We start from the raw sequence: 25905 nt of genomic DNA on the forward strand, positions 1-25905 counted from the left end.
TAGTTTACTAGACACCTTGGAGCCGTAATAATGGCAACTAAAGAAAGGCGACAAATGAGCGGTAAACGTTATCCAGAAGAATTCAAACTAGCAGCAGTCCGCCAAATTACAGAAGGTGGATATGCAGTCTCCGATGTGGCAAAACGACTCGATGTCACTGTAGACAGCCTCTATGCCTGGGTCAGGAAGTATGGCCCCTACGCAGCGATCCACCAAACCAAACACACAGAGCAAGCTGAACTCAATCGTTTACGCAAAGAGTTAAAGCGTGTCACAGAAGAACGTGATTTGCTAAAAAAAGCCGCGGCATACTTCGCGAAGCAGTCCGACTAAGATATGCCTTTATCAACGAACATCAGGACTGTTGGCCAACAAGATGGCTGTGCCAGATGCTAGAAGTTCATCCCAGCGGCTTTTATGCCTGGTTAAAGCAGCCACATTCAGTAAGCTATAGAAATGACCAGCGCCAAACGGGATTGATTAAGCAATGCTGGCTGGAATCTGGTGGCGTGTATGGCTATCGTAAAGTGCATAGCGATATGCGTGCTTTGGGTGAGCATATCGGCATTAATCGTGTCTATCGCTTGATGCATACACATGGCTTAAAAGCACAGGTCGGTTACCGTAAGCCAAGGCATTATGGTGGCAAGCCTTACTTGACCAGTCCCAACACGTTAAACAGGCAGTTCAATCCCATTCATCCAGACCAATCATGGGTGACGGATATTACCTATATCCGCACCCATGAAGGCTGGCTATATCTTGCAGTGGTGATGGACTTATTCTCTAGGCGAATTGTGGGTTGGTCTATGCAGTCAAGGATTACTAAAGAGCTGGTATTAGATGCGTTGCTGATGGCGGTATGGCGCAGGAAACCTAAAAGCAAGGTGTTAATACATTCTGATCAAGGTAGCCAGTACACCAGTGAGGATTGGGATATATTCTTAAAAGCCCACAATCTGGAGTCGAGCATGAGTCGCCGTGGCAACTGCCATGATAATGCTGTGGCTGAAAGCTTCTTTCAATTACTCAAACGTGAAAGGATTAAACGAAAAATATACAACCATCGAGATGAAGCAAGGCAAGATATCTTTGACTACATAGAGTTGTTCTACAACCCAAAACGACGTCATAATTCCAATAACTTGTTATCTCCGATAGACTACGAAAATCAATTCAGAAAAACGGCTGATTAGTGTCTATAAAATTGGTGGCGATTCAATTAAAGATTTTTTGAATGGAATGGACTGGTAATCCCCCCAGCAAAAAGTAACGATTAAAAGTAGAATTTCCACTAATGGGAGATTTACGAAATGAAGCACTCGAAATTTACAGACAGTCAGATTATTGATGCATTAAAACGTGTGGAGGGTGGTTTACCTGTTCCTGAGCTATGTAGAGAGGTTGGTATAAGCTCAGCTACTTTTTACAAATGGCGTGCAAAATATGGCGGGATGGAAGTATCCATGATGTCGCGCATGAAAGAGCTTGAACTTGAGAATGCTCGGTTGAAGAAGATGTACGCTGAAGAAAGATTAAAGTCAGAGATTCTGCAAGAAGCCATCACAAAAAAGTGGTAAAGCCATCTCTGCGTCGTGAGATGGCAGTTAAAGCGGTCACAGAAAAGACGGTATCCATTCGATTGGCTTGTGCGATGTTTAATATCAGCGTGAACTGCTACCGTTATCAACCAAAGCTTTCTGCTGAGAACCAGTACATCAGCGACTGGCTGCTAAAGTTAACTGACAATAATCGCAACTGGGGCTTTGGTCTGTGTTTTTTATATCTACGTAACGTCAAGGGATACAGCTGGAATCATAAGCGCGTTTATCGCATTTACAAGACGTTGGAGCTTAATTTACGTATCAAGCCAAGAAAGCGCCTCAAGCGCGAGAAACCAGATGCGCTGATTGTACCGATGGGCATGAATCAGGTATGGTCGATGGATTTCATGCACGACCAATTGCAAGATGGCAGGAGCTTTAGATTGTTCAATGTGATTGATGATTTCAATCGGGAGTCACTGGGTATTGAAATTGACCTATCCTTACCTTCTGAAAGAGTCATTCGCGCATTAAATCAGATCATTGAATGGCGGGGTAAGCCAAGTACGTTGCGCTGTGATAACGGCCCTGAGAATATCAGTGGTGTTATTCAAGCTTGGGCTGCAAGACGTGGGATTGAAATTAGTTATATCCAACCAGGCAAGCCACAACAGAATGCTTATATTGAACGATTTAACCGTACAGTGCGTTATGAATGGCTATCGCAATATCACTGGCAAGATTTAGATGAGGTAAGACTATACGCCACTCAATGGATGTGGCGTTACAATCACGAACGTCCAAACATGGCCTTGGGCGGGATAACACCAATACAGCGGTTGGCTATGGCCGCTTAACTCTACTTTTAGTCAATGCTAAAAATGGGGGGATTACCGACTCTTCAAGCTCTTTAAAATATTTCTGCACAGCGTCAGTTTCGTAGCCTAAGAAGTTATCAATTGCGTCAGAAAATCTTGAGTCACTTATCCAATGAGCAGAGTATGTTTTTGTTGGTAGCAATCCTCTAGCGATTTTATGTTCGCCTTGAGCACCGCCTTCAAAGAATCCCATTTTATTTTGAATGCAATATTCAATTGCTTGAAGATAACAAGTCTCAAAATGTAATCCGCTGATAAATTCTGAACAACCCCAATATCGACCATACAAAACGCCATCTCCAATTACATTTAAAGCGCTTGCTATCAACTCATTTTCTCTTTGAGCAACAATCAATAAAAACGATTCTGGTGATCTTTGAATTACTGTCTTGAAAAACTCAATAGAAAGGTAGGGGTTTGATCTATGCTCGTAGTATGTTTTTGAATAACAATAATAAAAAAAATCTAAGTAGGAATTAGTAATTTCAGTTCCAAGCAGCCACTTAAAGGTTAAGTTTGATTTTGAAATGAAGTTTCTAGACTGCCGAATCTTTTTTCTCTTATCATGTTTCATAGAGTTTAAAAACTCATTAAAGTCTTGATATTTATTGTTACGCCAATGAAATTGAATTCCCTCTCTAATTGAAAATCCAGCCTCTTTAAGTGAGGTTAAATCTGTATAGTTTGGAAATAACACATGAATGGAAGATATTCCAACTTTTGAAGTGTATTGAATTGCTGCCTTTGCAACGGTTAACTTATCATTCGTTGATTTTCCGAGAAGTCTCTGACCAGTTACAGGCGTGAATGGAACTGCAATTACTGCTTTAGGATAGTATTGCAAGCCATGCTTTTCGAAAGCGTCAGCCCAAGCAAAATCAAAAACAAACTCACCTCTTGAATGTGTTTTTAGGTACATTGGTGCAGCAGCAACAAGTTTGTCATCTCTATATAAAAGGATGTATTGTAGAACCCAGCCAGTATTCCTAGCTGCGCATCCTGTTTCCTCAAGAGCACTTAAAAAGTAATATTGAAGAAATGGGTTTGACCCCGAAATTGAATCCCATTCCAATTCACGAACATCTTTTAATGAGTCAGCTATGAGTATTTTTTCCATTCGCTAATTCTTAGGAAAGTTACTAGTAAAAGATTTTAGTGTAACTATAAGTGAGTGCATAAGTAATATTAATCCATAATTTTAAAATAATGCGCAATCAACTGTTATATCACTAATGGACAGTATTTATTAATTAAGAACAATTTAATCTTACAAAGTTTTATGAAAAGATTTAAGACTTCAAGTGTTGTTCTTACTCAGAATTAGCCACTAATTCTACTTGGACAAATATTCTTGTTTTATAGGTATTGACACAAGTGTTTGATTGGGCATGGGCCGAGGCATATGAACGCAACGGTTTATCCTACTACCCTAAGCTTGTTTCAGCCATTCCATTTACGCCAATCACTAGCTCGCGGCTTCTCACAAACCATCCTGATACTAAGGCGTTGATTGTCAATGCCTTGTCGCAAATAATGCGACAAAACAAAATGTCATCAGCGCACGTATTGTTTCCCGATGATGATTCTGCAGAGTGGTTTAAACAAGCCGGATGGATGCAGAGGCAAGGCGTGCAGTTCCGTTGGCAAAATCTGGATTACTCTGATTTTGACGAATTCTTAAGTCAATTAAGTCACGATAAGCGTAAAAAGATTAGGCAAGAAAGGAAAAAAGTCACAGACTCAGGCGTGATATGTCTGCAAGTTAAGGGGGGTGAAATTACTCCCGAACAGTGGAATTTTTTCTATCAATGCTATGAAAATACGTATCGAGAGCACCGATCTACGCCATATCTGACAAGGGAGTTTTTCACAACAATCGGTAATAGTATGCCGCAGAATATCTTGTTGATACTGGCGTATCTAGACGAGAAGCCAATCGCAGCTGCATTAAATATTTACGATGAAGTAACGCTGTACGGTCGATACTGGGGATCGATGCAATATGTTCCCAATCTTCACTTTGAGCTTTGCTATTATCAAGCACAGATATTTTGTATTGCAGAGAAAATTGAATTTTTTGAAGGTGGTGCGCAAGGTGAGCATAAGCTTGCGCGTGGATTTAAGGCTAGGCCCACTTGTTCTTTTCACCAAATTGCAAACCCAGACTTTGCCGTTGCTATTGAAGATTTTGTAGTGCAGGAATCAAAAGGAGTTGCAGCCTATGCTAACGAGCTTGATGAGCGTGCGCCATTTAAGTCCAAAGACTAGGGGCATGAATAAATACTGGTTCATCATTGATGAACAGTCCAGATAGACCAGTATCTATTCGAAATGAGCTTTTTACATGTAGTTTGTTATTACGGCTTTTTCTCATCTTTTGAGTGGTGATGACCTGCACCTTGATGCGCTGCTTTACGTTCCGCACTGTCAATCTTACCGTCTTTATTTGCATCTAATTTTGTGAACATTTTTTCAGCACGGGCTTGATGTTTAGCCATAAATTCGTCACGCGATATTGCGCCATCATTATTGGTATCTGCTTTATGACAGCCCTGTTTTCCATCTTCGCCACCATGATGATCAGCGTAAGCCGTTTGTGTAAGACCGAGTAGCAAAGTAGTTGTGAGTAAAATCTGTGTCATTTTCATAAAAAATTCCTTTTAAATTACAAATAAGCGACTGCTGGCTTAATTAACGTTACAGTCAGTATACTGTTGACACGCGATTGATAGAAAGATTTTTTGAGGGTGTATTAATTTAAGATTAGTGCATTCACGATTGTTAGTCGCTAGTATTTTGTATTCAAACTAGAGTGCCATTCGATACAAGGTATGAATGATAAAGCAGGAGTTTTATGATTAGATTGTTATACAGCAGCCAAGCAACACAAAATATTACAGAGCAGGATATTGCTGAAATATTAGAAAAGTCTCAGAAAAATAATCAAGAGGTTGGTATCACAGGCGTTTTGTTATATGGAGGTCATTTATTTATGCAGGTGCTAGAGGGTCCTGAACAGGCAGTGCTTAAAAAATATATCACCATTTGTGAGGACAAACGTAACAGCCTCAATAAGATTATTTATATTTCATATGCTGATAAAAGAATGTTTGGTGATTGGTCAATGGCGACCATTCAGTGTGATCAAATCGGCTTTCAAAAGATATTTGATTTAAACTCAAGAGCAACAGAAACCATCGCGCCTGAAAGTTTTAGGGAAACAATGCGTGACTTTTTGCGTAGACTAAATAGTGCAAAAAAAGATCATTAGATATTCTCATAATGCCCCATCATGAATGCTGATCTCAAATAAAAACGGCTCCCATGATATGGAGCCGTTTTTTATTTGAGATATATGACAATTGTTAAACCATTGCGCTAGTGCTGTATAGCATATCAATATCCATAATAGGCGTGCTCTTGCTATTTAAACGTTGAGCAATTTGTTTAAAGGCATTAGAAGCTGGTGTGAGCGGGAATGCCTCAATGACAGGACGACCAAGTTTCGCAGCTTTCCCTAAATGTACATCTGCTGGAATCGCACCAAAGAACTCTAGTTCAATTTGCATAAAACGTTTAGCAACTTGCGCGATGTTCTTAAAAACTACTTCTGCTTGTGCATCATTGGCGTCATCCACAATAATCCCAAAAGAGCGCCTGCCAAGTTGGCTACAAATACGTTTAATGAGGGTGTATGCGTCTTTAATTGACTCTGGTTCACGTGTGAGTTGAATCAAAATGTCGCTGTCATTCAGCGTTTTTAATGGCAGTAAGTCATCGTTATTTAGTGTTGCATCTACTAATACAATTTCGTATTGCAGTACTAACTCATCAAATAACTGATTCAATACTTGGCCGGCATTGCTGTTAAGCGGAGTGCTTATCTGGTTTTTAGGTAATAGTTTCGCAACAGCAAACTCTTGCTTAGTGTTTTTGATTGCTGTAGATAGTGATGCAGATGTCTTAGCAATTTCGTATAGTGTGGATGTTTTATCTACTTCATAGCTAGCTTCACGCGTAGTTTTAGATGCATGTACAATTAGTACATCATTGCCCTGAGCGCGGATAGATGCAGCTAAGTTAATCATCATGCGTGATTGATCTGTGGCAGATGCCGAAATAATAGAGACGACACGTGGTTTTGGTGCAGCCATAATGCGGCGTAAACCTGCCGCTTGGTCATTCTTAAAACTAACCACGGCTTGTCTCTGTAGATAAAGTATTTACAGATTTTCTTGTGTTACCCATGATAAAAGGCAACTCTTCATTTTTGAATTGCAACGAGCGACCGTCTGCACCTATTTTTAGTGCTTTCTGAATCAGATAGCTCTTATTCGCAAGATGGATATCTTCAGGCACACGCTGACCATTCGCTAAGTAATAAAGCTTTAACTTACCTCTGATAATAACGTCTAGTACTCCACCAATTGTCACTGCTTCATCAAGCTTCGTGATAATCGTACCATCCAAACCTTTACCTTTATAAGCTCTAATCACATCGGTTAATGTTTCACCAGTGCTAGTTGCGTTGAGGCATAGCAGCTTTTTGATGCGAGCATTGGTATTGGATAACATGGCAATTTGTTCTGTCACCATTGTGTCGCGCTGACTCACACCGACTGTATCAATTAAAATAGTACGTTTGTTTTTTAGCTCGTTTAAAGCAATCTTAAGGTCGGCTTCATCTTTAACTGCATGCACCATCACACCAAGAATTTTTCCGTATATTCTTAATTGCTCATGACCACCAATACGATACGCATCAGTTGTAATTAAGCCTAAGCTCTCCGTACCGTGTTTCATGACATAGCGCGCAGCAAGTTTAGCAGTTGTGGTTGTTTTGCCAACCCCAGTTGGACCAATTAATGCAAAGATGCCGCCTTGATCTAGCATGCCAATTTCATTTGGAATGCTATCTAGATTTTTGCTCAGAATAGATTTAACCCAGGCTAGTGCTTTTGCTTCATCAAGATTCGCCGGTAATTTTTCCGACAACATTCTAGCTAAAGCTGCACTGAACCCAGAAGACAGCAATATATTCATGATTTGTGTTTTTGTTGGGTACTGCTGTTGCACATTGCTCCAAGCAATAGTGGTCAACTGTGATTCAAACACATCGCGCATACTGCGCATTTCGTTCAAAATCTCAGTCATTTTTTGGCTAGCATCTAACATGGATGCTTGTATAAACGTATCTGGTGCTGAGGGGGCGTTTGTTGGTGTAACTTGTATTTGGGCTACTGGTGCCTCTGGCTCCATCATGTTTGGTACAAAAGGCTGTGCCTGATTAGTATGAAAGCCTTCAACCTTTTTATTAATAACAGAGATTAATGCCGATGGGTTATCTTCACCAAAACCCTCTGTATGGTTGCGATAAGATGCCTCCATGATGGCAGCATTATCAACAATCGCGTCTAGATCTTCTTCCTTCAACGCAGTGATTCTATTTCCGCCCTCTACGGCACGGTTAGATAGAATAATGGCATCCTCGCCAAGTTCCATGCGCACTTGTTTAAGTGCTTCGCGAGAGTTTATACCAAAAAATTGCTTAATATTCATACTAAATTCTAACTAGGAAATTTGTTCAGCCGATTGACTAGCCAGCAGAACAGATGTGTGTAAATGCGCCTGATCGCGATCTTTTGAATAGTTGGTCAACATACCCAGCACTGCACTGTCATCAAATCGGAAGCGTGTCAGCATCATATTCGTGCTGCTCAGCTTCACAACCTGCATATTGCTTAAGCTTTCCAGCAAATCGGCAATCTCTTTACTGATGCCTAAAAGGAACATGGCGGTCGCTTTATCTGAACTGATGAGTTGTTTAGCCATCATCAAATAGTTGAGATTTGCGTCCTTAATTTCAGACATCATATCCTTTACATTCATTTTGCTTCCTAATTCGTTGTTTCTATTAAAAAAACCGTATTGCAATTGGCTTGGTGAAATGTAACTCTTTAGTCTGATTCAACCAATGGGCAGTTGTCTATTTGTTTTGTAGGTTTTTGTCTTACATCTATGTGCTGTGCGATGTTCACCCAGAAGCTATTTATAAATAACCTTAGATGAACAACCGACATAAATATGCTATACATCTGAGTTATCGGTACACGTATCAATGCACTGGTTTAATTGATGTTTGTATCGATACTATAAAGGATAGTAATTAAGATAATGAATATTTGAATTTAGCAGAGTGATACAGTCCAAGTAGTAAGCGTTAATCACAAATGCCGGGCAAAAAAATAGCGCTTCTGCAAAAAAGCGCTACTAAACTTTGAGAGAGTATATATTGCTAAACAACATATGCTTGCATATTACAAGGCAATAATTAATGAAGTATTTCATATGGTTAACGAATTGTTTCATTGTGAAATAATTCGTTAGCGAGGTTGTTGGGTAGTGGTCAGCTCTAGTAAAAAAGAAAAACGCCCCATTCTTTCGAATGAGGCGTCTTTATTGGTGGTGAAAGAGGGACTTGAACCCTCGACCCCAGGATTATGAATTTGAGCTGTAAGTTATTGTTTATTATTGAAATTGTACTAATTTCTTTTAAGAAACAAGAATTTAGTAGCCAGATGATTGCTACCAATTTTTACATAGATATACTGCGTTTTAAGTACTTTTTCTCGATTTGGGCTACTAGGTGGCTACTAATTTTTTAACGAGAAAATAGTAGAACGGAGTATAAAATGTTGCACAAATTAACTAAATCGTTTGTAGATAAAGTTTCATTTGAACAATCAAGTCAAATTTTTTATCGTGATTCTGAATTATTGGGTTTTGGTTTACGCGTAGGTAAATCAGCAAAAGTTTATTATGCTGAAGCTAAGCTTCACGGAAAAACTGTCAGAAAATCTATTGCAAGACATAACGTTGTTTCATTAGATGAAGCACGCTCACAAGCTAAATCTTACTTGGCTGAAATCTCCCGTGGTAAAAATCCACATGATGAAGAAAAAGCCAGGAAAGCAAAATTAGTTACCTTATCCGAAGTGCTAGAGAATTATATTGAAGCTCGCGGCAATTTGCAGCGCAGCACCATTCAAGATTATCGACATACCTTTGATGCATATCTACATGATTGGTTAAAAAAACCTGCCATTGAAATATCAAAAGACATGGTAGAGCTTAAATTTCGAAAGATCAGCCAAACGAGCCCATCGCAAGCAAATAAAACTATGCGTAACTTTAGAGCGGTCATGAATTACGCCATTATGAAATATGAAGATAGTAACGGTGATTCCATCTTTAGGCATAACCCTGTTATCAGAATTACACAGTTACGTGCTTGGCATCGTGCAGTCAGAAGAGACACATTAATCAAGCATTATGATCTTGCTCCCTGGTATCAGGCTGTTATGAACTTATCCAATGATTCAATCGCACCCAATAGAGAAGTTGTTAAAGACTTTCTGCTGGTTGTTTTGTTTACAGGATTAAGACGAAATGAAGCTGCAAAACTCACTTGGAACCGTGTAGATCTTAAAGATAAAACAATCGTGATTAAAGACACCAAAAATCATACTGATCATATCTTGCCACTCACGGACTTTTTACATGATTTACTGACTAAAAGAAAAGCTGAAGCAAAAACCAAATATGTTTTTCCGAATGAAACAAATACTGGATACATGACGGATCCTAAAAAGCAGATCGCCAATGTGATAAAAGAAAGTGGCGTCAACTTTAGCACCCATGATTTAAGGCGTACATTTATCACGATTGCAGAAAGTTTAGATATCTCAGCTTATGCTCTAAAGCGGCTGCTCAATCATAAAATGACCAATGATGTGACTGCTGGCTATATTATTTCAGATGTTGAGCGTTTGAGAGTGCCTATGCAAAAAATTACAGATTACATTTTGTATAAAATTGGTCAAAAAGAAAAAGCTGATGTAATCCCGATTCATATGTTGCAAGCTAGCGCATAATACACATTGACATCTGTAACGTTACGCATTACATTGTGAAGCAAATACCATAAAATATGATTAAAACATTCAAACATAAAGGACTCAAAGATTTCTTTGAGAGTGGAAGCAAGGCAGGGATTAGACCCGATCACGCTTCTAAACTAAAGCGCCAGTTAGTGCGTTTAGATATAGCTAAAGTACCTGCTGATATGAATCTACCAGGATGGAGACTTCATCCATTAGAAGGTGAATTAGCAGGGCATTATTCAGTCACTGTCAACGGTAACTGGCGCATGACTTTTATGTTTGATGGTGAAGATGCAATCCTGGTTGATTATCAGGACTATCACTAGAAAGGAATTGATATGAGCAGAATACATAACCCACCACACCCTGGTGAAACATTGAGAGAAGATATTCTTCCTGCGCTCGGCTTGAGTGTTACCGAGGCTGCCGAACAGTTAGGCGTAGCACGCCCTTCTTTATCGCGTGTACTAAACGGTCATGCAGCGATTTCGCCTGAGATGGCGTTACGCATTGAAAAGTGGTTAGGTGTCGAGAATGGCGGTCGTGCTGACTTATGGATATCTGAGCAAGCCTCATATGATCTTTGGCAAGCAAGAAGCAAATTTAATGCAAAAGTAACACCAGCAGAACTTTTAGTCGCCTGAATGCTAAAAACACTTTGAACTAGACCAGCTTGTATTTAAGGTTGGTCTGGTTCATATCAACAAATATATGGTTTATATAAACCATCACCCCAAAGAAAACCAATTAAATTCACGATGGATTAATTGCTATCCGTTTGAATCATATAATAAATTCATCATAGATGAAGGCTGTGAAATCTAGGAATGATTCTTGCAATCTCAGTTTGGATAAAATTTACAGGTATCTAAAATAAGGATATTCAATAAGTAAATTTCAACGCTGAGAAATAGAGGCAAGAGTGCGCTATAAGAAAAAGAAAACTTCACTTTTAGAGCAAGTGTTAAGTTCCGATTGGAAGTTCTCGGCAGTATTGGCTGCAATCATTCTCGGATTTTCGTTTGTGATACTTCCAATAGTTGGACTTTCAAACAAAATTATCAAAACGCTGATACCGTTCATTCAATCGCTTTCAGTGTTGGTGATTGTATTCTTATCAATGGTTGCAATCGTCAAAGTGTTAGTCGCCATCATCTTAAAAAACAAAGAGAAAAGAAGTACTGATTTTCTTAATCCACGCTTGGCAAGATTTAGTGATCAAGATAAAGACAACAAAAGCTTTGATCGTGTAGCGCCATTCATTACGCATCAAGAAGAATCAAATAGCTCTGATCAGCCCTCATCCTCATCTTCTGATGTAAAGAAAAGCCACCAGTATGGTTACGCACCTGTCGTCAATCCAAGTTTAAATCGAACCAATACGCGAGTAGAACCGTTTATTGCAGAACAAAATAAAGCTACCTATGACACACCGAAAGTAGAAGATGTTCGGGATAAGTGGACGCTGGACTTTATCAACTCACTTGAGTGGAAAAGGTTTGAAGATATCACTAGTGCATATTTTCATGAGATCGGGATTAAAAATAAACAAACTGGTCTTGGCGCGGATGGCGGTATTGATCTACTGTTGTATGAAACAAATGCAGAGCTACCTGTGGCGATTGTGCAATGTAAGAAATGGTCAAATGTAGTAGGAATAAAACTCTTAAGAGAGTTTTTAGGCGTGATGTCGCATCAAGGCGTTACTAAAGGATATTTCTTTACGACTGATAAATTTAACCAGGAAGCAATCAAGTTTGCCAAAGAGCACAACATAGAGTTGGTAGATGGTAAAACACTCATCGCTAAGTTGCAGCGATTATCTCCTGAGTCGCAATATCGAGTTTACACAAACATCACAAGCGGTGATTACACTACGCCAACTTGCGTGCGATGTGGCGCTAAGATGGTATTAAGAAAAACAGAAGAAAAAGAATTTTGGGGATGCAAAAACTTTCCTAAGTGTAGAACAGTAATTAATATTAAAACACCACCTAAACCTAAGCCACCAAGAAAGTTTGGTTTTAGATTAAAGAAAGTTAGGTAAGATTTCAGGAGTTGTTCAGTGGCGAAGATGCAAGATTTTTCTAAGATAAGTTTGTGGGACATATGTCACTATTGGCATGGATACAATCCACAAACGACTCTACCTTCGAGGCTACCAACGAAGGTTCAAATGTCTATTAGATCACTGTCGCTTAAACTTTCAAAAACGCTATATTTTAGGATTAATGTAAACACTATTCCATATCGAGTGTTCTATGAGGAACCTACACCAGTTAGATATATCGCGCGTATCTATCAACGTGAATTAGAAAATGCCTATACGGGAAAACGGTATAAGAAAAAATTTCTACAAAGCATTGAAATCGGTCGATTAAGTCTACTTAAATGGTGCCAAGAGACAAACACGCCAGCCCCCAGTTTTTGGTTTGATGAAAATGATCCAATACTAGCCAAACCTGTAGAAAGTCCATTCTTTGATTGGTCTGAAGATGAAAAAAGAAAACATGGCTATTTTGCACTTTTTGAGACCGCTGAATCTGATCCTAAAGTAAAGGCGAGCAGTCAATATCCCGATATTAACCCATCGTCTTTTGATAGCACTGAATTTAAAGAAAAAGATAACATCATCAAGAAAGCATTGAGCGAGCTAAATTCGAAAAATGCAAAATCACGTTATGTAGCGGCAGATAAAATTAAAAGTGACTACAAAGATTTTTTTAGAGCGAATGAATCTAAATATAAATACAAAAGCCATGCTGCGCGAGACTTCTTTAATAATCTAAACGAAAAAGATAAAAAAGAGATTGTTCCTACATATTTTGAAAAGAACCATGAGCGCTGCCTAGAAAAGGCTGTCCTTAACCTGAATAAGGTATTGAAAGACTAGTTCGTTATATATCTGCGCGCACACGTATATACCTATGCGCGCAGATGTAATTTCAACACTATTCAATAGCCAGCAAACTGTGTCCTCCATTTACCAAATAAAGGACACAACAAAATGCAAATTCAAACTGAACTGCTGCATACCAAAGATGCAGCAAAATTTCTTAATGTCAGCGTGGCTTTCTTAGAGCGAGATCGCTGGGCTGGTGCAAGAATCCCATTTGTCAAAGTGGGATCGCGTGCCGTGCGTTATCGCTTAGATGATCTACAAGCGTATATCAATAATCAACGCCAAGACTCTGTATTGGAGTCTCGCCATGATTAATTTGGATAAATTTATCATTGGTGGCGAGGTGGTGCATGAAACCTTGCCCTCTGACCATCCTTTGGTGAGAGGGCAGCCAATCAATACGCCTATCTACGAACAAGACTATCAATGGCGTTTAAAAATACAAGCATTTACCCAAGGCGGATTTGAAGCTAAAGCGGTATTAGTCAACCGCAACCACTTAAACCGTTTGGTCAATCTCAATCGAGAGCGCGGTAAGCGACCAGCACCTAAAGAGAAAGACGAAGAGGCAATCAAAAGAGATTTAGAAAAGTGTGCTTACCGTGCTGCTAGAAGAGTACGCCATCTTTGTTTAGAAATACGTGCAGATCGCTTACTGACGCTGACTAGTCGCAAATTACTGACTGACTATGATCAGCTCACGGCTACCTGGAAACGTTTTATGCGCTTATTAGAAAGTGCTGGCGAGTCGTTTGAATATGTCGCTGTGCCAGAGCTACATAAAAACGGGGAACATTACCATATTCATGCTGCGATTAATGGCTTTGCTCGCGTCGAACTGCTGCGTAAATGCTGGCAGATTGCGCTAGGTGGAAAAGGTGACGAAAGGGGAGTAAACGCGCTTGGCAATGTTGATATTAAATCGACAAGGCGTAAGGGTCAGCACAAAAGTAAACAAGCCATAGGCGTTGCAAAATACATCTCTAAGTACATTACCAAAAGCTACATTGAACATCATCAATTCAACCGAAAACGCTACTGGGCGCCACGCTCTATTAAGCTGCCAGAGACTACTGCAGAGTGGATGCAAGCTGAGTATTTAGCTGACGCTGTGCAAGAGCTTTATTCACGGTTTGATACTGTCATTATGGTTGAAGCAGTAAAAGACAGAAGCTTATACATCACAGAAGCAAACGTACCAATGATTTTCATGCGTTATTTACCAAACGAAGAAAAACCTTTACCAACGCCATTTTAGGCATCGGTCGCACGCACCGCGCGCCACGCGTCGGCGTGCCGCACGGAGCGGAGCGACGGTGTCCTTTAGACTAGATATAAAGGACATTTAAGTACATAACTTATGAATAGCCTTTATTATTTAGATAAACTCTGAAGATACTATGTACTATTAGGTTGTAATCTTCATTGAAATTATATGTATCTCTGCTTGGCTCTCTGAATTTAAAGTATATGTGATTGTTGTTTGGATTAATGTTGCCCAATATAGATCTGTTAAAAAGATCTACTATTAACTCATCTGCATTCATATCTTTACAATACTCATTTATTCTTACTTTAGCTTCAGTAACGCTGCAAGAGTAATTTGACGATGTTCTGCAAACCCTTTCAATTGAACCTAACGCACTCATGATCGAAATTATTTGAACGTTGTTATAAAAGCATGAAAGTTCATTTTTAAATTCAGTTACCAATTCATCTGCATACATACCTAATAAATGGTTAGCATCGTGCTTTGATAAGGGTATTCGATATTCATGAGTACTGAGGGGTTTGAATAACAGGATTAAATCTCTAGGACGTAGGAATGTGTGATCAAGTAAATACTTGAAACTTGTTTTTGGAGAGTTAGCTGCTTCTGCGAAAGGTTCTTGTACTAGTGATAGCCATGGGTCACTTTGATCAACGGGTAATCCATTTCTTTCTAGAGCAATTTTTATTCTTTTATTAATAAACTCTCGGATATGAAGGTCAGTTTCTTTATTGTTTTGGTTGTATTCATCTTGATACCAATTGATTAGTGTTGAATAAGATGAAAAGACTTTTCCAGTGTCTGTGGCGCAAGTTGAGATTAGTTTTCCAATATCATCTCTAATGAAAAGAATGGCTTTCGATTTTAAATTATTCTTTGCAAACAATTCGTTATTAATTGTCTTGGTAACTCTAATAAGACTGATTATGGAGTCAATACTGTTTGGATCGTGTGAGTTGAAGGATATATCTAGATCATCAAACAATAAAAAATAAGTATTATCGTTAGCTCGCTCCTCTGGGCTCGTTAAAACTCTGAGTACGACATCTTCTAGATCAGGGAGTAATTTATAGAATGGTGCTTTTTCTCTATGAATGGTGAGCTCTTTTTTAAATTTACCTTTCATGAATCTTTTAAAATATTCAACACTTATTTCAAAGCCATTGGTTTCAACAAGCTCTTTAATCTGATCTCCTTTAATGTTGATATAGCCTGAGTTTTTCCTTAGAAATTGAGAAAGTAAAGAATAGTCTTTGTTGTTTTTTATTGCTTGATTGTCTGCAAATAGCTGTAATATATTTGTCAGTACTATCCATTTATATAGACTGTCTCTTTCAATCGTATTACCGGACTTTTGCCCTATTTGCACAATTTGTTCTAAATTTGCCTCGCCTTGTCTAATAAATTTACAAAATATGTTGGGCTCATCCTTTGAGATTGCACATAAATATTCAGCAAAAGCACTTTTCCCACTACCTTTTCTACCCAGAACAATAAATTTCTCATTATCTAACTCATGAAATAAATTGTGGAAGTCTTCATAAACACTTCTTAGTGATAAGGATGATGTGCTTAAAGCCTCAGCTTCTGCTTCTGCAGCTCCTAAAAATATTAAATTTTTTTTATTCTCGAAACCGAGCTTTTTTGCTAAATCTTTAAGAGCCATACATTACCTCCGCAGTTGTAAGAATTCGAGAACGTCCAATATATAGCTAAGAGTTGATCGCAGCAAATAAATGTTTATATATCTTAGTTACTAGGGTTTATAATCTAAATCTGGCTACTACATGGCTACTAATCGAGAAAATTAGACAAAGAAAAACGCCCCATTCTTTCGAATGAGGCGTCCTTATTGGTGGTGAAAGAGGGACTTGAACCCTCGACCCCAGGATTATGAATCCTGTGCTCTAACCAGCTGAGCTACATCACCTTTTAAATCGGTTGCTAAAAACTTAGCAAGGGCGCAATTCTAGTGTTTTAGTCGTGAATTGTCAAAAAAAGTTTGGTAAAAAATGCGGTTATTTTCATTAAATCGCACATTTTTTTTAAGCGTTACCAAACTGGGTGTTTAAAGTCTTATAAAGCTATGATTTTTGCATCAAAGTGGTATTCACTAGTTAGGCTTAGACGTTAAATCTAAAGTGCATTACATCGCCATCTTGCACAATGTATTCTTTGCCTTCTAAGCGCATCTTTCCAGCTTCTTTTGAACCTTGCTCGCCTTTGTTTTTTACATATTCATCATAGGCAATCACTTCTGCACGAATAAAACCACGCTCAAAGTCTGTATGAATCACGCCGGCCGCTTGTGGTGCCGTAGCGCCTTTTTTAACGGTCCAAGCACGCACTTCTTGCACGCCAGCGGTGAAGTAGGTTTGTAGGCCTAGTAAATCATACGCTGCGCGGATGACACGGTTTAAGCCTGGTTCATCTTGGCCTAGCTCAGCTAAAAACACAGCTTTATCTTCATCATCTAGTTCTGAAATTTCACCTTCGATTTTTGCGCAAATGCAAACCACTGGAGCGCCTTCAGTTTTACCTAGTGCTACTACTTTGTCTAAGTATGGATTATTTTCAAAGCCTTTTTCATCCACGTTGGCAATGTACATCACAGGTTTCACTGTAATCAGGCATAGTGGTTTGATGATATTGAGTTCATCAGCATCTAGGCCAAGTGTGCGCACTGGCGCGCCTGTATCTAAATGTTTTTGGATTCTTTCGCAAAGGCCTGCAAGTGCAATAGCGTCTTTATCGCCGGATTTAGCTTTTTTGCTTTCGCGTTGTAGTGTTTTTTCAACTGTTTCCATATCAGCTAGCGCAAGTTCGGTGTTAATCACTTCAATATCTGAAAGTGGGTCTACTTTGCCAGCCACGTGCACAACGTTGCCATCGTCAAAGCAGCGTACTACGTGAGAAATCGCATCCGTTTCACGAATGTTAGCTAGAAACTTGTTACCTAAACCTTCACCTTTTGATGCGCCAGCCACTAGGCCAGCAATATCAACAAACTCTACAATAGCTGGTTGTACACGTTGTGGTTTTACAATATCAATCAACGGTTGCATGCGTGTATCTGGTACCTCAACAATGCCTACGTTTGGTTCAATCGTGCAGAATGGGTAATTTTCAGCAGCAATTCCTGCTTTGGTAATTGCATTAAATAAAGTTGATTTTCCTACGTTAGGTAGGCCCACGATTCCACATTTCATATTTTCCCAATCATCTTTAACGCAATCATTGCGTTATGTTCGTCTTCATTGATTCCCCATACTATTAGTGCTGTTTTCATCTTTTCATCCTAAACGTTTTATTTTTGCGTTGAATCTGAATGGAAAACAGCCTCTTAATGTACGGTTATTTATTTCTTTGTATGCAATTTTAACATGGCACTATCAAATTCGCCTGCGAGCAATAAATCTACTAATTTAGTGCTATCAATAATGTTATCTTCAATCGCGGCTTGTTCATCTTTGGTAGGTGCTTTGAGCACAAAGTTAACTACTTCAGTTTTTGATCCGGGGTGGCCAATACCCACTCGCATGCGCCAGTAGTCTGGCGTACCTAGTGCGGCATGAATATCACGCAAGCCATTATGGCCACCATGCCCACCGCCAAATTTCATTTTAGTGCTACCAGCAGGTAGGTCTAGCTCATCATGAATCACCAAGATTTCTTTGGGCGATATTTTGTAGTAGTTGGCTAAGGCTGCAACAGCTTTGCCACTTGCGTTCATAAAGGTGGTTGGTTTAATCAACCAAGTGTCTGAGGTTGGGTTTAATTTACCTGTAAATCCAAAAAACTTAGCATCAATTGCCAACTTGCTATTAGTGGCCGCAGCAAGTTGATCTATCCACCAAAAACCTGCGTTATGGCGCGTGGCTGCATATTTTTCGCCAGGGTTGCCTAAGCCTACAAATAATTTAATTCCGCTCATGTTGTCACTTTAGTTAATATATTTTTTGAGTGCACACGTTTCAACTAACACCTAAAAAAAACGCGCACTTTAGTCAAAAAGTGCGCGCTATTTAACTAGCTTACGTAATTAATACTTAAGCCGCTGGAGTTTCAGCTGCTGCATCAGCAACGCTACCGCGTGTTTTAGCGATAGAAGCAACTGCTGCGTCATCACCGTGCGCCAATTGTACAAATTCAACACCTTTTGGTAGTTTGATTTGTGACAAGTGGATTGAGTGACCAATTTCCAATGATGCAACGTCAACTTCGATAAACTCTGGCAAGTCTTTTGCCAAGCAGCTTACGTCAGCTTCTGTTAGTACGTGAGCAACAATACCACCACCTAATTTAACTCCAGGCGCGACATCAGCGTTGATGAAGTGGAATGGCACTTTAACGTGGATTTTTTCAGTTGCGCTAACGCGTTGAAAGTCAACGTGTTGAATAGTGTTACGCACTGGGTGCATTTGGAAGTCGCGTAATAATACGCTTTCTTTTTTACCATCAAGAATCAGCGTTAATACTGAAGCGTGGAAAGCTTCGTGACGGAATTGTAAGAACAATTCTTTAGCGTTGATTTCTAGCGGGAATGCTTCTTTACCACCACCATATACTACACCAGGCACAGAGCCAGCATGACGTAGGCGGCGGCTCGCACCCGTACCTTTAGCGTCACGTTTTACTGCATTGATTTCAATAGCCATTTTACTACTCCTAAATTTACTGCTTTACTACAATGAATCTGCCTTCCGCGACCAGAAGGCAGGGTGAAAAACTTTAGTCCATAAATAATGAGCTGACAGAATCTTCACAGCTAATTCTGCGAATGGTTTCTGCTAGCAATGCTGCTGCGCTCAATTGACGGATTTTTTTACAGTTTGCTGAGTCATCTTGCAACTGAATTGTGTTCGTAACGACTAGTTCATCAAGCTCAGAGTTCATGATGCGCTCTGCAGCGCCACCTGACAATACGGGGTGAGTTGCATAAGCGACTACTTTTACTGCGCCATGTTTTTTTAATGCTGCCGCTGCTTCACATAGTGTGTTTGCAGTGTCTACCATGTCATCCATAATGACACAGGTGCGGCCAGCAACATCACCAATGATATTCATGACTTTAGCTACGTTTGGTTTTGGACGACGTTTATCAATAATCGCAAGATCAGAGCTGAGTTGTTTCGCACATGCACGCGCACGCACTACACCGCCAACATCAGGAGAAACCACCACAAGATTTTCATGTTTTTGTTCTAGCAAGTCTGCCAATAAAATTGGAGTTGCATAGATGTTATCCACTGGGATATCAAAGAAACCTTGAATTTGATCTGAGTGCAAATCCATCGTTAATACACGATTAACACCAACGCCAGTGAGCATGTTAGCCACTACTTTAGCGGTAATGGCAACACGTGCTGAACGTGGGCGACGATCTTGGCGTGAGTAACCAAAGTATGGGATAGCAGCAGTAATGCGGCCAGCAGATGAGCGACGAAGCGCATCCACCATGACCATTACTTCCATTAGGCTATCGTTGGTAGGGTGGCTGGTGGATTGCAAAACAAACACATCACGACCACGCACGTTTTCAAGTAATTCAACCATGACTTCGCCATCGCTAAATTTACCTACATGCGCTTGACCAAGTTCAATACCTAAGTGTTTTGCAACTTGCTGCGCGAGCACTGGGTTGGCGTTGCCAGTAAAGACCATCATGTTGCCGTTAGACGCCATTCGATTTCCTATCGTGCCGGCTCATCAAGATTGACCAGCTAACTAATAAAAAAAACTCACTAAAAAATAAAAGCGTGTAAATCAAATAATCTACACGCTTCTACAAAATTTGGCTGAGGAGGAAGGATTCGAACCTTCGCATGCCGGAATCAAAATCCGGTGCCTTAACCAGCTTGGCGACTCCCCAATATATAATCAGCTATTTACTTAATAAAAGGGTGCTGATTCAACCCTTTTGCAACAAACCCAAAATACTCTTTCGGTTTTTGTTGGTAAATACTATTTGCAACTTCCTGATCAGCCACTTCTAAAAAGACCGAAGCACCTGAGCCGCTCATTCTAGCATCTCCGTACTGTTTTAGCCAGTCCAAGCATGCTTTTACTTCAGGATAAATACTACAAACTACTTTTTCCAGTTGATTTGTAAACCCATCGCGGATGTTTCCTAACGCTAAGTTTTCAGTGCTTAATTTCGCTATCTCGGAAAAGGCGGCTATTTTCTTAGGAATCGTATTCTTTGTCAATTGATTATTAGAAAATATTTGTGCTGTTGATACGTGAACGTTTGGAGTTAACACTACATAATAGGCATCATGTAAGGTAATCGCTTGTAATTGCTCGCCAATTCCTTCAGCCCAAGCATTGCTGCCGTAGATGAAAAACGGTACGTCCGCACCTAGTTGCAATCCGAGTGCTAATAATTCCTCTCTTGGTAGGTCTAGTTGCCAGCGTTGATTGAGTGCGAGTAAGACGGTTGCAGCATCTGAGCTGCCACCGCCAAGTCCACCACCCATCGGAATTTTTTTATCCACTAAAATTTCTGCGCCAAGTTGGCAGCCTGTGTGTCTCTGAAGCAGTTGGGCTGCACGTACACATAAATCATTTTCTTCTGGAACACCTGCAATCTCATTCACACGTTTAATTGCGCTGGTGTTGGTGGTTTTTAGATAAATGGTGTCGTAGTAGTCAAGTAATCTAAAGACCGTTTGTAATAAGTGATACCCATCTTCACGTTGCCCAGTGATGTGTAGGAATAAATTGATTTTGGCGGGTGCTAAAAAAGCTTCGAAGTCATGCATAGCTTGCTAAGTTAGTTCTATTAAGTGTTTGTCAGTGTTGATTGAGTGAATCTCTAGCGCTGAATGTTATCCCAATTTTCCACCAATAGTTTAAGGTTAACTTTGTCACTTTTGAGAAAGATTTTGCCTGGTACCCAGTATCCATTTAGTTCCGCGTAGTTTGAGAACTCAATTTTCCAGCCATCTTGACTAAGTGTAGTTAGTAAGCCTTGTTCATTCCATGTGCTTGCTAAAACAGGCCCTCTTGTTGGGCGACCTAGCGACCAGTCGGCAAGGCCGGTCAATGGGAGTGACCAGCCAAGCGTATTGTGCGTCAGTGTTTCTGCGTTTGCAGCAGAAACAGCTTTGCCATTTGCATCGGTAAGTGTGATTTGGTTGTTGGATTTTGTAATTTGCGCGACTTGGCTACCAAGTGGTGAGAATAATGCAATATTGTCATCACCCAATGAATGGAGCCACTTTAAGCCACCTGAAAACCCTTTGCTGTCGGTTTGTACGCCGATTCTGCCTTGAAGCGTGAATTGCCGTATTTCTGCATTGGTTTGCAAATGTTTTTGATGGCGGAACGTTGAGTCAGCGCTCATCTGCACTTGATTGGGCGTGATTGCACAAGCTGTCAATAAAGTGACCAAGCTTAAGGTTAGAAAACGACGCGTCAATTGTATTGATCTGACTAAAATAGATTGAGTGCTGTTGAGTATGGTTGCTAAAACACTCAAGATTTAAATTTATTTGCAGTGATTAACAGGATTTCATTCTCAGGATCTGCAGTCAACGCATCATTCCATATTTTTTTAGCTTTTTCATACTCGCCTTTTTGCCAGAGAACTTCCCCTAGATGTGCTGCAATTTCAGGGTCTGGATTAATATTGAATGCTTGTTCTAGATATTGAATTGCTTTATCTAAGTTGCCTTTGCGGTAATGTGCCCAACCCAAGCTATCTAGCATGTAATGGTCGTTAGGGGATAGTGTTAATGCCTTTTCAATGAGGCTGATAGCTTCTTTAAGTCTGATGTTGCGATCAGCAAATGAGTAGCCAAGTGCATTGTACGCAGCAGCAAAGTCTGGTTTTTCAGCAATTGCTCTGCGTAACTCTAGCTCCATGAGGTCAAACTTTCCTACTCGCTCTGCAGCAAGTGCGTAGTCGTAAACGAGCTCTGGAGTGTTCGGCAGATTTTTTACGGCCTTATTTAGTAGTTCAAAAGCATCTTGATGGCGCTTTTCTTTGGAGAGCAAAGCTGCTTGCGCTTTAATGACTAGGATTTGTTGTTCAACATTTAAGTCTTCTAAATTGTCCAGTAATTCTATGGCTTTGTCAGTTGACTGTGTGCGAGCAATCACATTGGCTAAGTTAAATTGTGCCTCAAGGTGGCGTGGTCCTGCCGGAACTTTGTTGTACCAAGACATTGCGGCGACATCATGCTTTTGTTTTTCAGCAGTTTGACCAAGGTACAGATAAATTTGGTCTGTATCTTTGAAGTTATTGTCAATTGCTTGTTTGAAGTACTTCTCAGCTTCGTTGTAGTCATTTGCTTGGAATGAAAGTAATCCAATAATGGCATAAATTTCGGCAGTGTTGTTCTCTTGAGAGTTTTTAGCATGGTCGAGTATGGCTGGGAACTCAGCTTTTGCAGCAGCGTATTGTTTCTGATTAACTAAAATTTTTGCTAGATTGATGCGAATCTCATTTGCATCAGGTTGTACTTTTAAATATTCATAGTAAAAAGCAATCGCTTTGTTTGGTGATTGACGAAAGAGAACTTGGCCTTTCAGTAACGCTGCGATTACCCAGTTAGGGCGAATATCTTCTGCTTTTGAGAGCGCATTAAGCGCTACCGTATCTTGGTTAGCAATGTATGCTGCCTGTGCAACTGCGAAATTAGCTTCGGCTAGGGTAGGGTAGGGTTTGGCTAGAGATTGCACTAGTTTTAATACAGCATTTTTGTCAGGGCTTCTATTAAGTAGTGAGTTAATAAATAAAAAACCACCAGCTCTAGACTCTTCTTTTACTAATAATTGTGCTAGGTAAGGTTCTGCTTCATTTAGTCTACCGGTTGCAATCAGCATTTCTGTCATTGCTTGCTGAGCTTCTGTTGAAGTTGGATCTAGTTCTGCCCATAATTTGACGGCTGGAACTGTTAAATTTGGAATATTTGCATAGGCTGCAATTTTTGCTGCACGCTCGGCTAAGCGAGGATCTTGTTCTGCACGAGCTAAATCGTAAAAAATAGCGCCTGCTGTACCAATTTCGCCACGCTGCCCTGCAACTTCACCAACTAGGTATTTATAAACAAATTCCGCAGTCAGTGTTTTCTCATGAGGTGAAGCTGGCTCATTAGCACTTGCTAATGTATCTGAATGATAACGGTTTGGATGATTGCTTGCGCAACTAGCCAGACCTAGCATTAGCATGCATAAGGCAACGTTCACCGCGGTTGTAATTGGGGCGGCTTTTTTAAGCGGTGTGTTCAAATCTAGTTTTTTTGTCATCAGGGTATGTGAAACCATTTTATAAAGTTGATTGTTTACGCTATATAGTAAATTACGCGTTTATAGTTTGCATTAGTTTTAATGGGTTTAAACTAAATATTTACCCAGAATTACTTTTATATTTGCGATGCATCACTGAATGTGTCTATCTAATCATTAGGTTAACACTGTATCATGCCTCGTTGCTTCTTAGTCCGTGACAGCGGCTGCAAGTTCCGACATAATTATAGATTGACTATAGCGCAAGTGAAATGAACTGTCGCCTGTAGATTTGAATCTATAGATTTGTTTTATCTGGGTCAGGCTTTTTATAATATTTTTATAAAATTGGTAATAACCGTCTGTATTTAAACGAATGTTTTAATTGAGTACCTATGAATAATTTTACAGTTGAGGCAATTGAGCTTACGCGGCTTTACGGAGGTCGCGAAGCAGTAAGTAATGTTAATTTCACCTTAAGTAAAGGCGAGGTTTTGGGGTTTCTAGGCCCTAACGGAGCTGGTAAATCTACCACCATGAAAATGCTCACTGGCAATTTGGCGCCGAGCCATGGCAGTGTCAAGATTTGTGGTATCGATATGATAGAAAACCCAAAAGAGGCCAAGGCGCTGATTGGGTACCTGCCAGAAATGCGTCCTTTATATAAAGAGTTGACTGTAGATGAGTATTTGACGATGGCAGCCAGACTGCATCGTGTGAGTGCTAAGCACATTAAAAAAGCAGTCGAAAATGCTAAAGAGCGTTGTGGTTTAACGCATATGAGCAAACGATTGATTGAAAACTTATCAAACGGTTATCAACAACGTGTTGGTATTGCACAAGCGATTATTCATAGCCCAATGGTGGTGATTCTTGATGAACCAACTGTGGGCCTAGATCCAATTCAGATTCGTGATATTCGTACATTAATTCGTGAAGTTGGCACGGATCATAGCGTGATTATCTCTACACACATTCTGCCTGAGGTAGAAATGGTGTGTGATCAGGTACAAATTATCGACAAAGGCAAGCTTGTTTTTAATGGTTCGATTGATGTGCTTAAACGTCAACGTGTTGGTAATAAACTACTTATCGGTTTACGTAACCCACCAGCGATTGAAGAAATTCTCAGAATATCTGGTGTTTCAGAGGCTGAAAGCTTAGCTAATGGCTTGATTCGTGTGCGTTATGCAGAAAATGCAGAACCAGCAGAGGCGATTGTGCAGGCAGCTGTTCAGCAAGGTTGGGGTTTGCATCAAATTGCACCAGACCAAACCAGTTTGGAAGACGTGTTTATGCAACTGACTTATCAAGAGCAAGTTGCTGTTTAGTTTGGTTCAGTTGAGTCACTTTTCAGTATAACAATCGGTTATTTAAGGTTTTATTTATGATTATTAATGTCGCAAGAAAAGAACTTAAAAGTGTATTTGCCTCGCCGATGGGGTGGGTGATTTTGTCGTTGTTAATGTTCGCATTTGGTACGCAATACCTGAATGCAGTGAATGACTATTTTGCCGTAATGTCAGGAGCGATGCGTCCAGCTGAGCGTACTGGTGTTACCCAGTTTGTGGGTCAGTCTGTTTATGGCTTAGCTTCATTTATTATGTTGTTCGCGGTGCCGTTATTGTCGATGAGACTTATTTCTGAAGAGCGCCGTAGCCAAACGCTTCCGTTCTTATTCAGTGCGCCTATTTCATTGACTGAAATTGTGGTGGGTAAGTTTGTTGGTCTAGTGGCATTCTTGAGTATCTTGATTTTGTTTATTGGTGCAATGCTGTCGACGCTTAATATTTGGGCTGATATTGATTTTGGCTTTTTATTTACTAACTCGCTTGGTTTGTTGCTAATGGTGGCGGGCTTCTCTGCTTTAGGTATTTACTTTTCTAGCTTAACGCAACAGCCTGTTATTGCTGCCATTTTAACGTTCATCGCACTATTTGCATTGATGATGTTAGACCGCTTTTTTGGGGATGACCCAACCAACGTTTTAGGTAGCTTATCACTCACACGTCACTTTCAGTCATTTGCTAGCGGTTTGATAGATAGTGCAGATATCGTCTATTTTATTTTATTCGCAGTGACATTTTTAACCTTAACAGTGCGTCGCTTAGATGCTGACCGCTTACGTGGTTAA

The 25905-nt window shown here is 39.9% G+C and carries 26 protein-coding genes and 2 tRNA genes; 13 read left to right on the forward strand and 15 right to left on the reverse strand.

The window, feature by feature from the left end:
- Positions 1-54 precede the first annotated feature (54 nt).
- Both A391_RS0104070 and A391_RS0104080 read left to right on the forward strand, forming a co-directional pair.
- Positions 55-1196, forward strand: a protein-coding gene (locus tag A391_RS0104070) for an IS3 family transposase (RefSeq protein ID WP_088177634.1) whose coding sequence is annotated in 2 segments (ribosomal slippage) — positions 55-301 and positions 301-1196 — 1143 coding nt in all. Because the reading frame shifts where the segments join, the coding sequence is not laid out codon by codon here.
- 117 nt (positions 1197-1313) lie between these two features.
- A protein-coding gene (locus A391_RS0104080) for an IS3 family transposase (RefSeq protein ID WP_088177624.1) occupies positions 1314-2401 on the forward strand; the annotation gives its coding sequence in 2 pieces (ribosomal slippage) (positions 1314-1566 and positions 1566-2401; 1089 coding nt in all).
- On the opposite strand, the gene A391_RS0104085 is transcribed toward A391_RS0104080, so the two are convergent.
- Positions 2388-3539, reverse strand: coding sequence for a GNAT family N-acetyltransferase (locus A391_RS0104085; RefSeq protein WP_019897534.1), 1152 nt, complete (start codon positions 3537-3539; stop codon positions 2388-2390). The genes A391_RS0104080 and A391_RS0104085 overlap by 14 nt on opposite strands.
- Before the next feature lie 257 nt (positions 3540-3796).
- Here A391_RS0104085 and A391_RS0104090 point away from each other — a divergent pair, with 257 nt between their 5' ends.
- On the forward strand, positions 3797-4690 hold the full coding sequence (locus A391_RS0104090; protein WP_019897535.1) for a GNAT family N-acetyltransferase: 894 nt from the start codon (positions 3797-3799) through the stop codon (positions 4688-4690).
- An 89-nt stretch (positions 4691-4779) separates the two neighbouring features.
- Here A391_RS0104090 and A391_RS0104095 read toward each other — a convergent pair whose 3' ends face one another.
- Positions 4780-5070: an EF-hand domain-containing protein gene (locus A391_RS0104095; RefSeq protein WP_019897537.1), complete on the reverse strand. Its 291-nt coding sequence runs from the start codon at positions 5068-5070 to the stop codon at positions 4780-4782.
- Between the two features lie 206 nt (positions 5071-5276).
- Between A391_RS0104095 and A391_RS0104100 the strand changes: the two genes are divergently transcribed.
- Complete coding sequence (locus A391_RS0104100; RefSeq protein WP_019897538.1) at positions 5277-5693, forward strand: BLUF domain-containing protein; 417 nt, start codon at positions 5277-5279, stop codon at positions 5691-5693.
- A 94-nt stretch (positions 5694-5787) separates the two neighbouring features.
- Here the strand turns inward: A391_RS0104100 and A391_RS0104105 are convergent, their stop codons facing one another.
- Genes A391_RS0104105 through flhD form a run of 3 tightly spaced genes read right to left on the reverse strand, consistent with a single transcriptional unit; the run spans position 5788 to position 8311 of the window.
- On the reverse strand, positions 5788-6621 hold the full coding sequence (locus A391_RS0104105; RefSeq protein WP_019897539.1) for a MinD/ParA family ATP-binding protein: 834 nt from the start codon (positions 6619-6621) through the stop codon (positions 5788-5790).
- Positions 6614-7981: a flagellar biosynthesis protein FlhF gene (flhF, locus tag A391_RS0104110; RefSeq protein WP_019897540.1), complete on the reverse strand. Its 1368-nt coding sequence runs from the start codon at positions 7979-7981 to the stop codon at positions 6614-6616. The genes A391_RS0104105 and flhF overlap by 8 nt, the downstream gene beginning before the upstream one ends.
- A gap of 12 nt (positions 7982-7993) precedes the next feature.
- The gene (gene flhD, locus A391_RS0104115) at positions 7994-8311 is read right to left on the reverse strand and encodes a flagellar transcriptional regulator FlhD (RefSeq protein WP_019897544.1); all 318 of its coding nucleotides are present in this window, start codon (positions 8309-8311) and stop codon (positions 7994-7996) included.
- 803 nt (positions 8312-9114) lie between these two features.
- Between flhD and A391_RS0104120 the strand changes: the two genes are divergently transcribed.
- The 7 genes from A391_RS0104120 (at position 9115) to A391_RS0104150 (ending at position 14525) form a co-directional block, all read left to right on the forward strand.
- A complete protein-coding gene (locus tag A391_RS0104120; RefSeq protein WP_019897546.1) occupies positions 9115-10356 on the forward strand; it encodes a tyrosine-type recombinase/integrase in 1242 nt (413 codons plus the stop codon).
- 56 nt (positions 10357-10412) lie between these two features.
- Entirely contained in the window at positions 10413-10691 is a 279-nt protein-coding gene (locus A391_RS0104125; RefSeq protein ID WP_019897547.1) for a type II toxin-antitoxin system RelE/ParE family toxin, read from the forward strand.
- A gap of 12 nt (positions 10692-10703) precedes the next feature.
- The gene (locus A391_RS0104130) at positions 10704-11009 is read left to right on the forward strand and encodes a HigA family addiction module antitoxin (RefSeq protein ID WP_019897548.1); all 306 of its coding nucleotides are present in this window, start codon (positions 10704-10706) and stop codon (positions 11007-11009) included.
- A 278-nt stretch (positions 11010-11287) separates the two neighbouring features.
- A complete protein-coding gene (locus A391_RS14120) occupies positions 11288-12412 on the forward strand; it encodes a restriction endonuclease (RefSeq protein WP_019897549.1) in 1125 nt (374 codons plus the stop codon).
- A 129-nt stretch (positions 12413-12541) separates the two neighbouring features.
- Positions 12542-13258, forward strand: coding sequence for a hypothetical protein (locus A391_RS0104140; RefSeq protein ID WP_029143982.1), 717 nt, complete (start codon positions 12542-12544; stop codon positions 13256-13258).
- Positions 13259-13372: 114 nt separating this feature from the next.
- Positions 13373-13582, forward strand: a complete 210-nt coding sequence (locus A391_RS0104145) for a helix-turn-helix transcriptional regulator (RefSeq protein WP_019897553.1) — start codon at positions 13373-13375, stop codon at positions 13580-13582.
- Positions 13575-14525, forward strand: a complete 951-nt coding sequence (locus tag A391_RS0104150; protein ID WP_019897554.1) for a rolling circle replication-associated protein — start codon at positions 13575-13577, stop codon at positions 14523-14525. The genes A391_RS0104145 and A391_RS0104150 overlap by 8 nt, the downstream gene beginning before the upstream one ends.
- Before the next feature lie 100 nt (positions 14526-14625).
- Here the strand turns inward: A391_RS0104150 and A391_RS0104155 are convergent, their stop codons facing one another.
- The 10 genes from A391_RS0104155 to A391_RS0104205 all read right to left on the reverse strand — a co-directional run bounded on the left by A391_RS0104155 (position 14626) and on the right by A391_RS0104205 (position 23792).
- The gene (locus tag A391_RS0104155; RefSeq protein ID WP_019897555.1) at positions 14626-16203 is read right to left on the reverse strand and encodes a P-loop ATPase, Sll1717 family; all 1578 of its coding nucleotides are present in this window, start codon (positions 16201-16203) and stop codon (positions 14626-14628) included.
- A gap of 187 nt (positions 16204-16390) precedes the next feature.
- Positions 16391-16467: transfer RNA gene (locus tag A391_RS0104160), tRNA-Met, on the reverse strand.
- 193 nt (positions 16468-16660) lie between these two features.
- Positions 16661-17746 carry a redox-regulated ATPase YchF gene (gene ychF, locus A391_RS0104165; protein WP_019897556.1) on the reverse strand — a complete coding sequence of 362 codons (1086 nt, stop codon included), beginning with the start codon at positions 17744-17746 and terminating at the stop codon, positions 16661-16663.
- A 149-nt stretch (positions 17747-17895) separates the two neighbouring features.
- Positions 17896-18471, reverse strand: a complete 576-nt coding sequence (gene pth / locus A391_RS0104175) for an aminoacyl-tRNA hydrolase (protein WP_019897557.1) — start codon at positions 18469-18471, stop codon at positions 17896-17898.
- A 115-nt stretch (positions 18472-18586) separates the two neighbouring features.
- Entirely contained in the window at positions 18587-19195 is a 609-nt protein-coding gene (locus A391_RS0104180) for a 50S ribosomal protein L25/general stress protein Ctc (RefSeq protein ID WP_019897559.1), read from the reverse strand.
- 73 nt (positions 19196-19268) lie between these two features.
- Entirely contained in the window at positions 19269-20204 is a 936-nt protein-coding gene (locus A391_RS0104185) for a ribose-phosphate pyrophosphokinase (RefSeq protein ID WP_029143984.1), read from the reverse strand.
- 128 nt (positions 20205-20332) lie between these two features.
- A tRNA-Gln gene (locus tag A391_RS0104190) sits at positions 20333-20409 on the reverse strand.
- A 16-nt stretch (positions 20410-20425) separates the two neighbouring features.
- Positions 20426-21301: a 4-(cytidine 5'-diphospho)-2-C-methyl-D-erythritol kinase gene (ispE, locus tag A391_RS0104195; RefSeq protein WP_019897563.1), complete on the reverse strand. Its 876-nt coding sequence runs from the start codon at positions 21299-21301 to the stop codon at positions 20426-20428.
- Between the two features lie 53 nt (positions 21302-21354).
- On the reverse strand, positions 21355-22020 hold the full coding sequence (gene lolB, locus A391_RS0104200; protein ID WP_019897564.1) for a lipoprotein insertase outer membrane protein LolB: 666 nt from the start codon (positions 22018-22020) through the stop codon (positions 21355-21357).
- Positions 22017-23792, reverse strand: coding sequence for a tetratricopeptide repeat protein (locus A391_RS0104205; RefSeq protein ID WP_019897565.1), 1776 nt, complete (start codon positions 23790-23792; stop codon positions 22017-22019). The genes lolB and A391_RS0104205 overlap by 4 nt, the downstream gene beginning before the upstream one ends.
- Positions 23793-24166: 374 nt before the next feature.
- Between A391_RS0104205 and A391_RS0104210 the strand changes: the two genes are divergently transcribed.
- Positions 24167-25102 (forward strand): ABC transporter ATP-binding protein, encoded by a 936-nt coding sequence (locus A391_RS0104210; protein ID WP_019897566.1) that lies wholly within the window; start codon positions 24167-24169, stop codon positions 25100-25102.
- A gap of 56 nt (positions 25103-25158) precedes the next feature.
- Entirely contained in the window at positions 25159-25905 is a 747-nt protein-coding gene (locus tag A391_RS0104215) for an ABC transporter permease (protein ID WP_019897567.1), read from the forward strand.

Source organism: Methylotenera mobilis 13 (genome assembly GCF_000384255.1).
Lineage (GTDB): Bacteria > Pseudomonadota > Gammaproteobacteria > Burkholderiales > Methylophilaceae > Methylotenera > Methylotenera mobilis_B.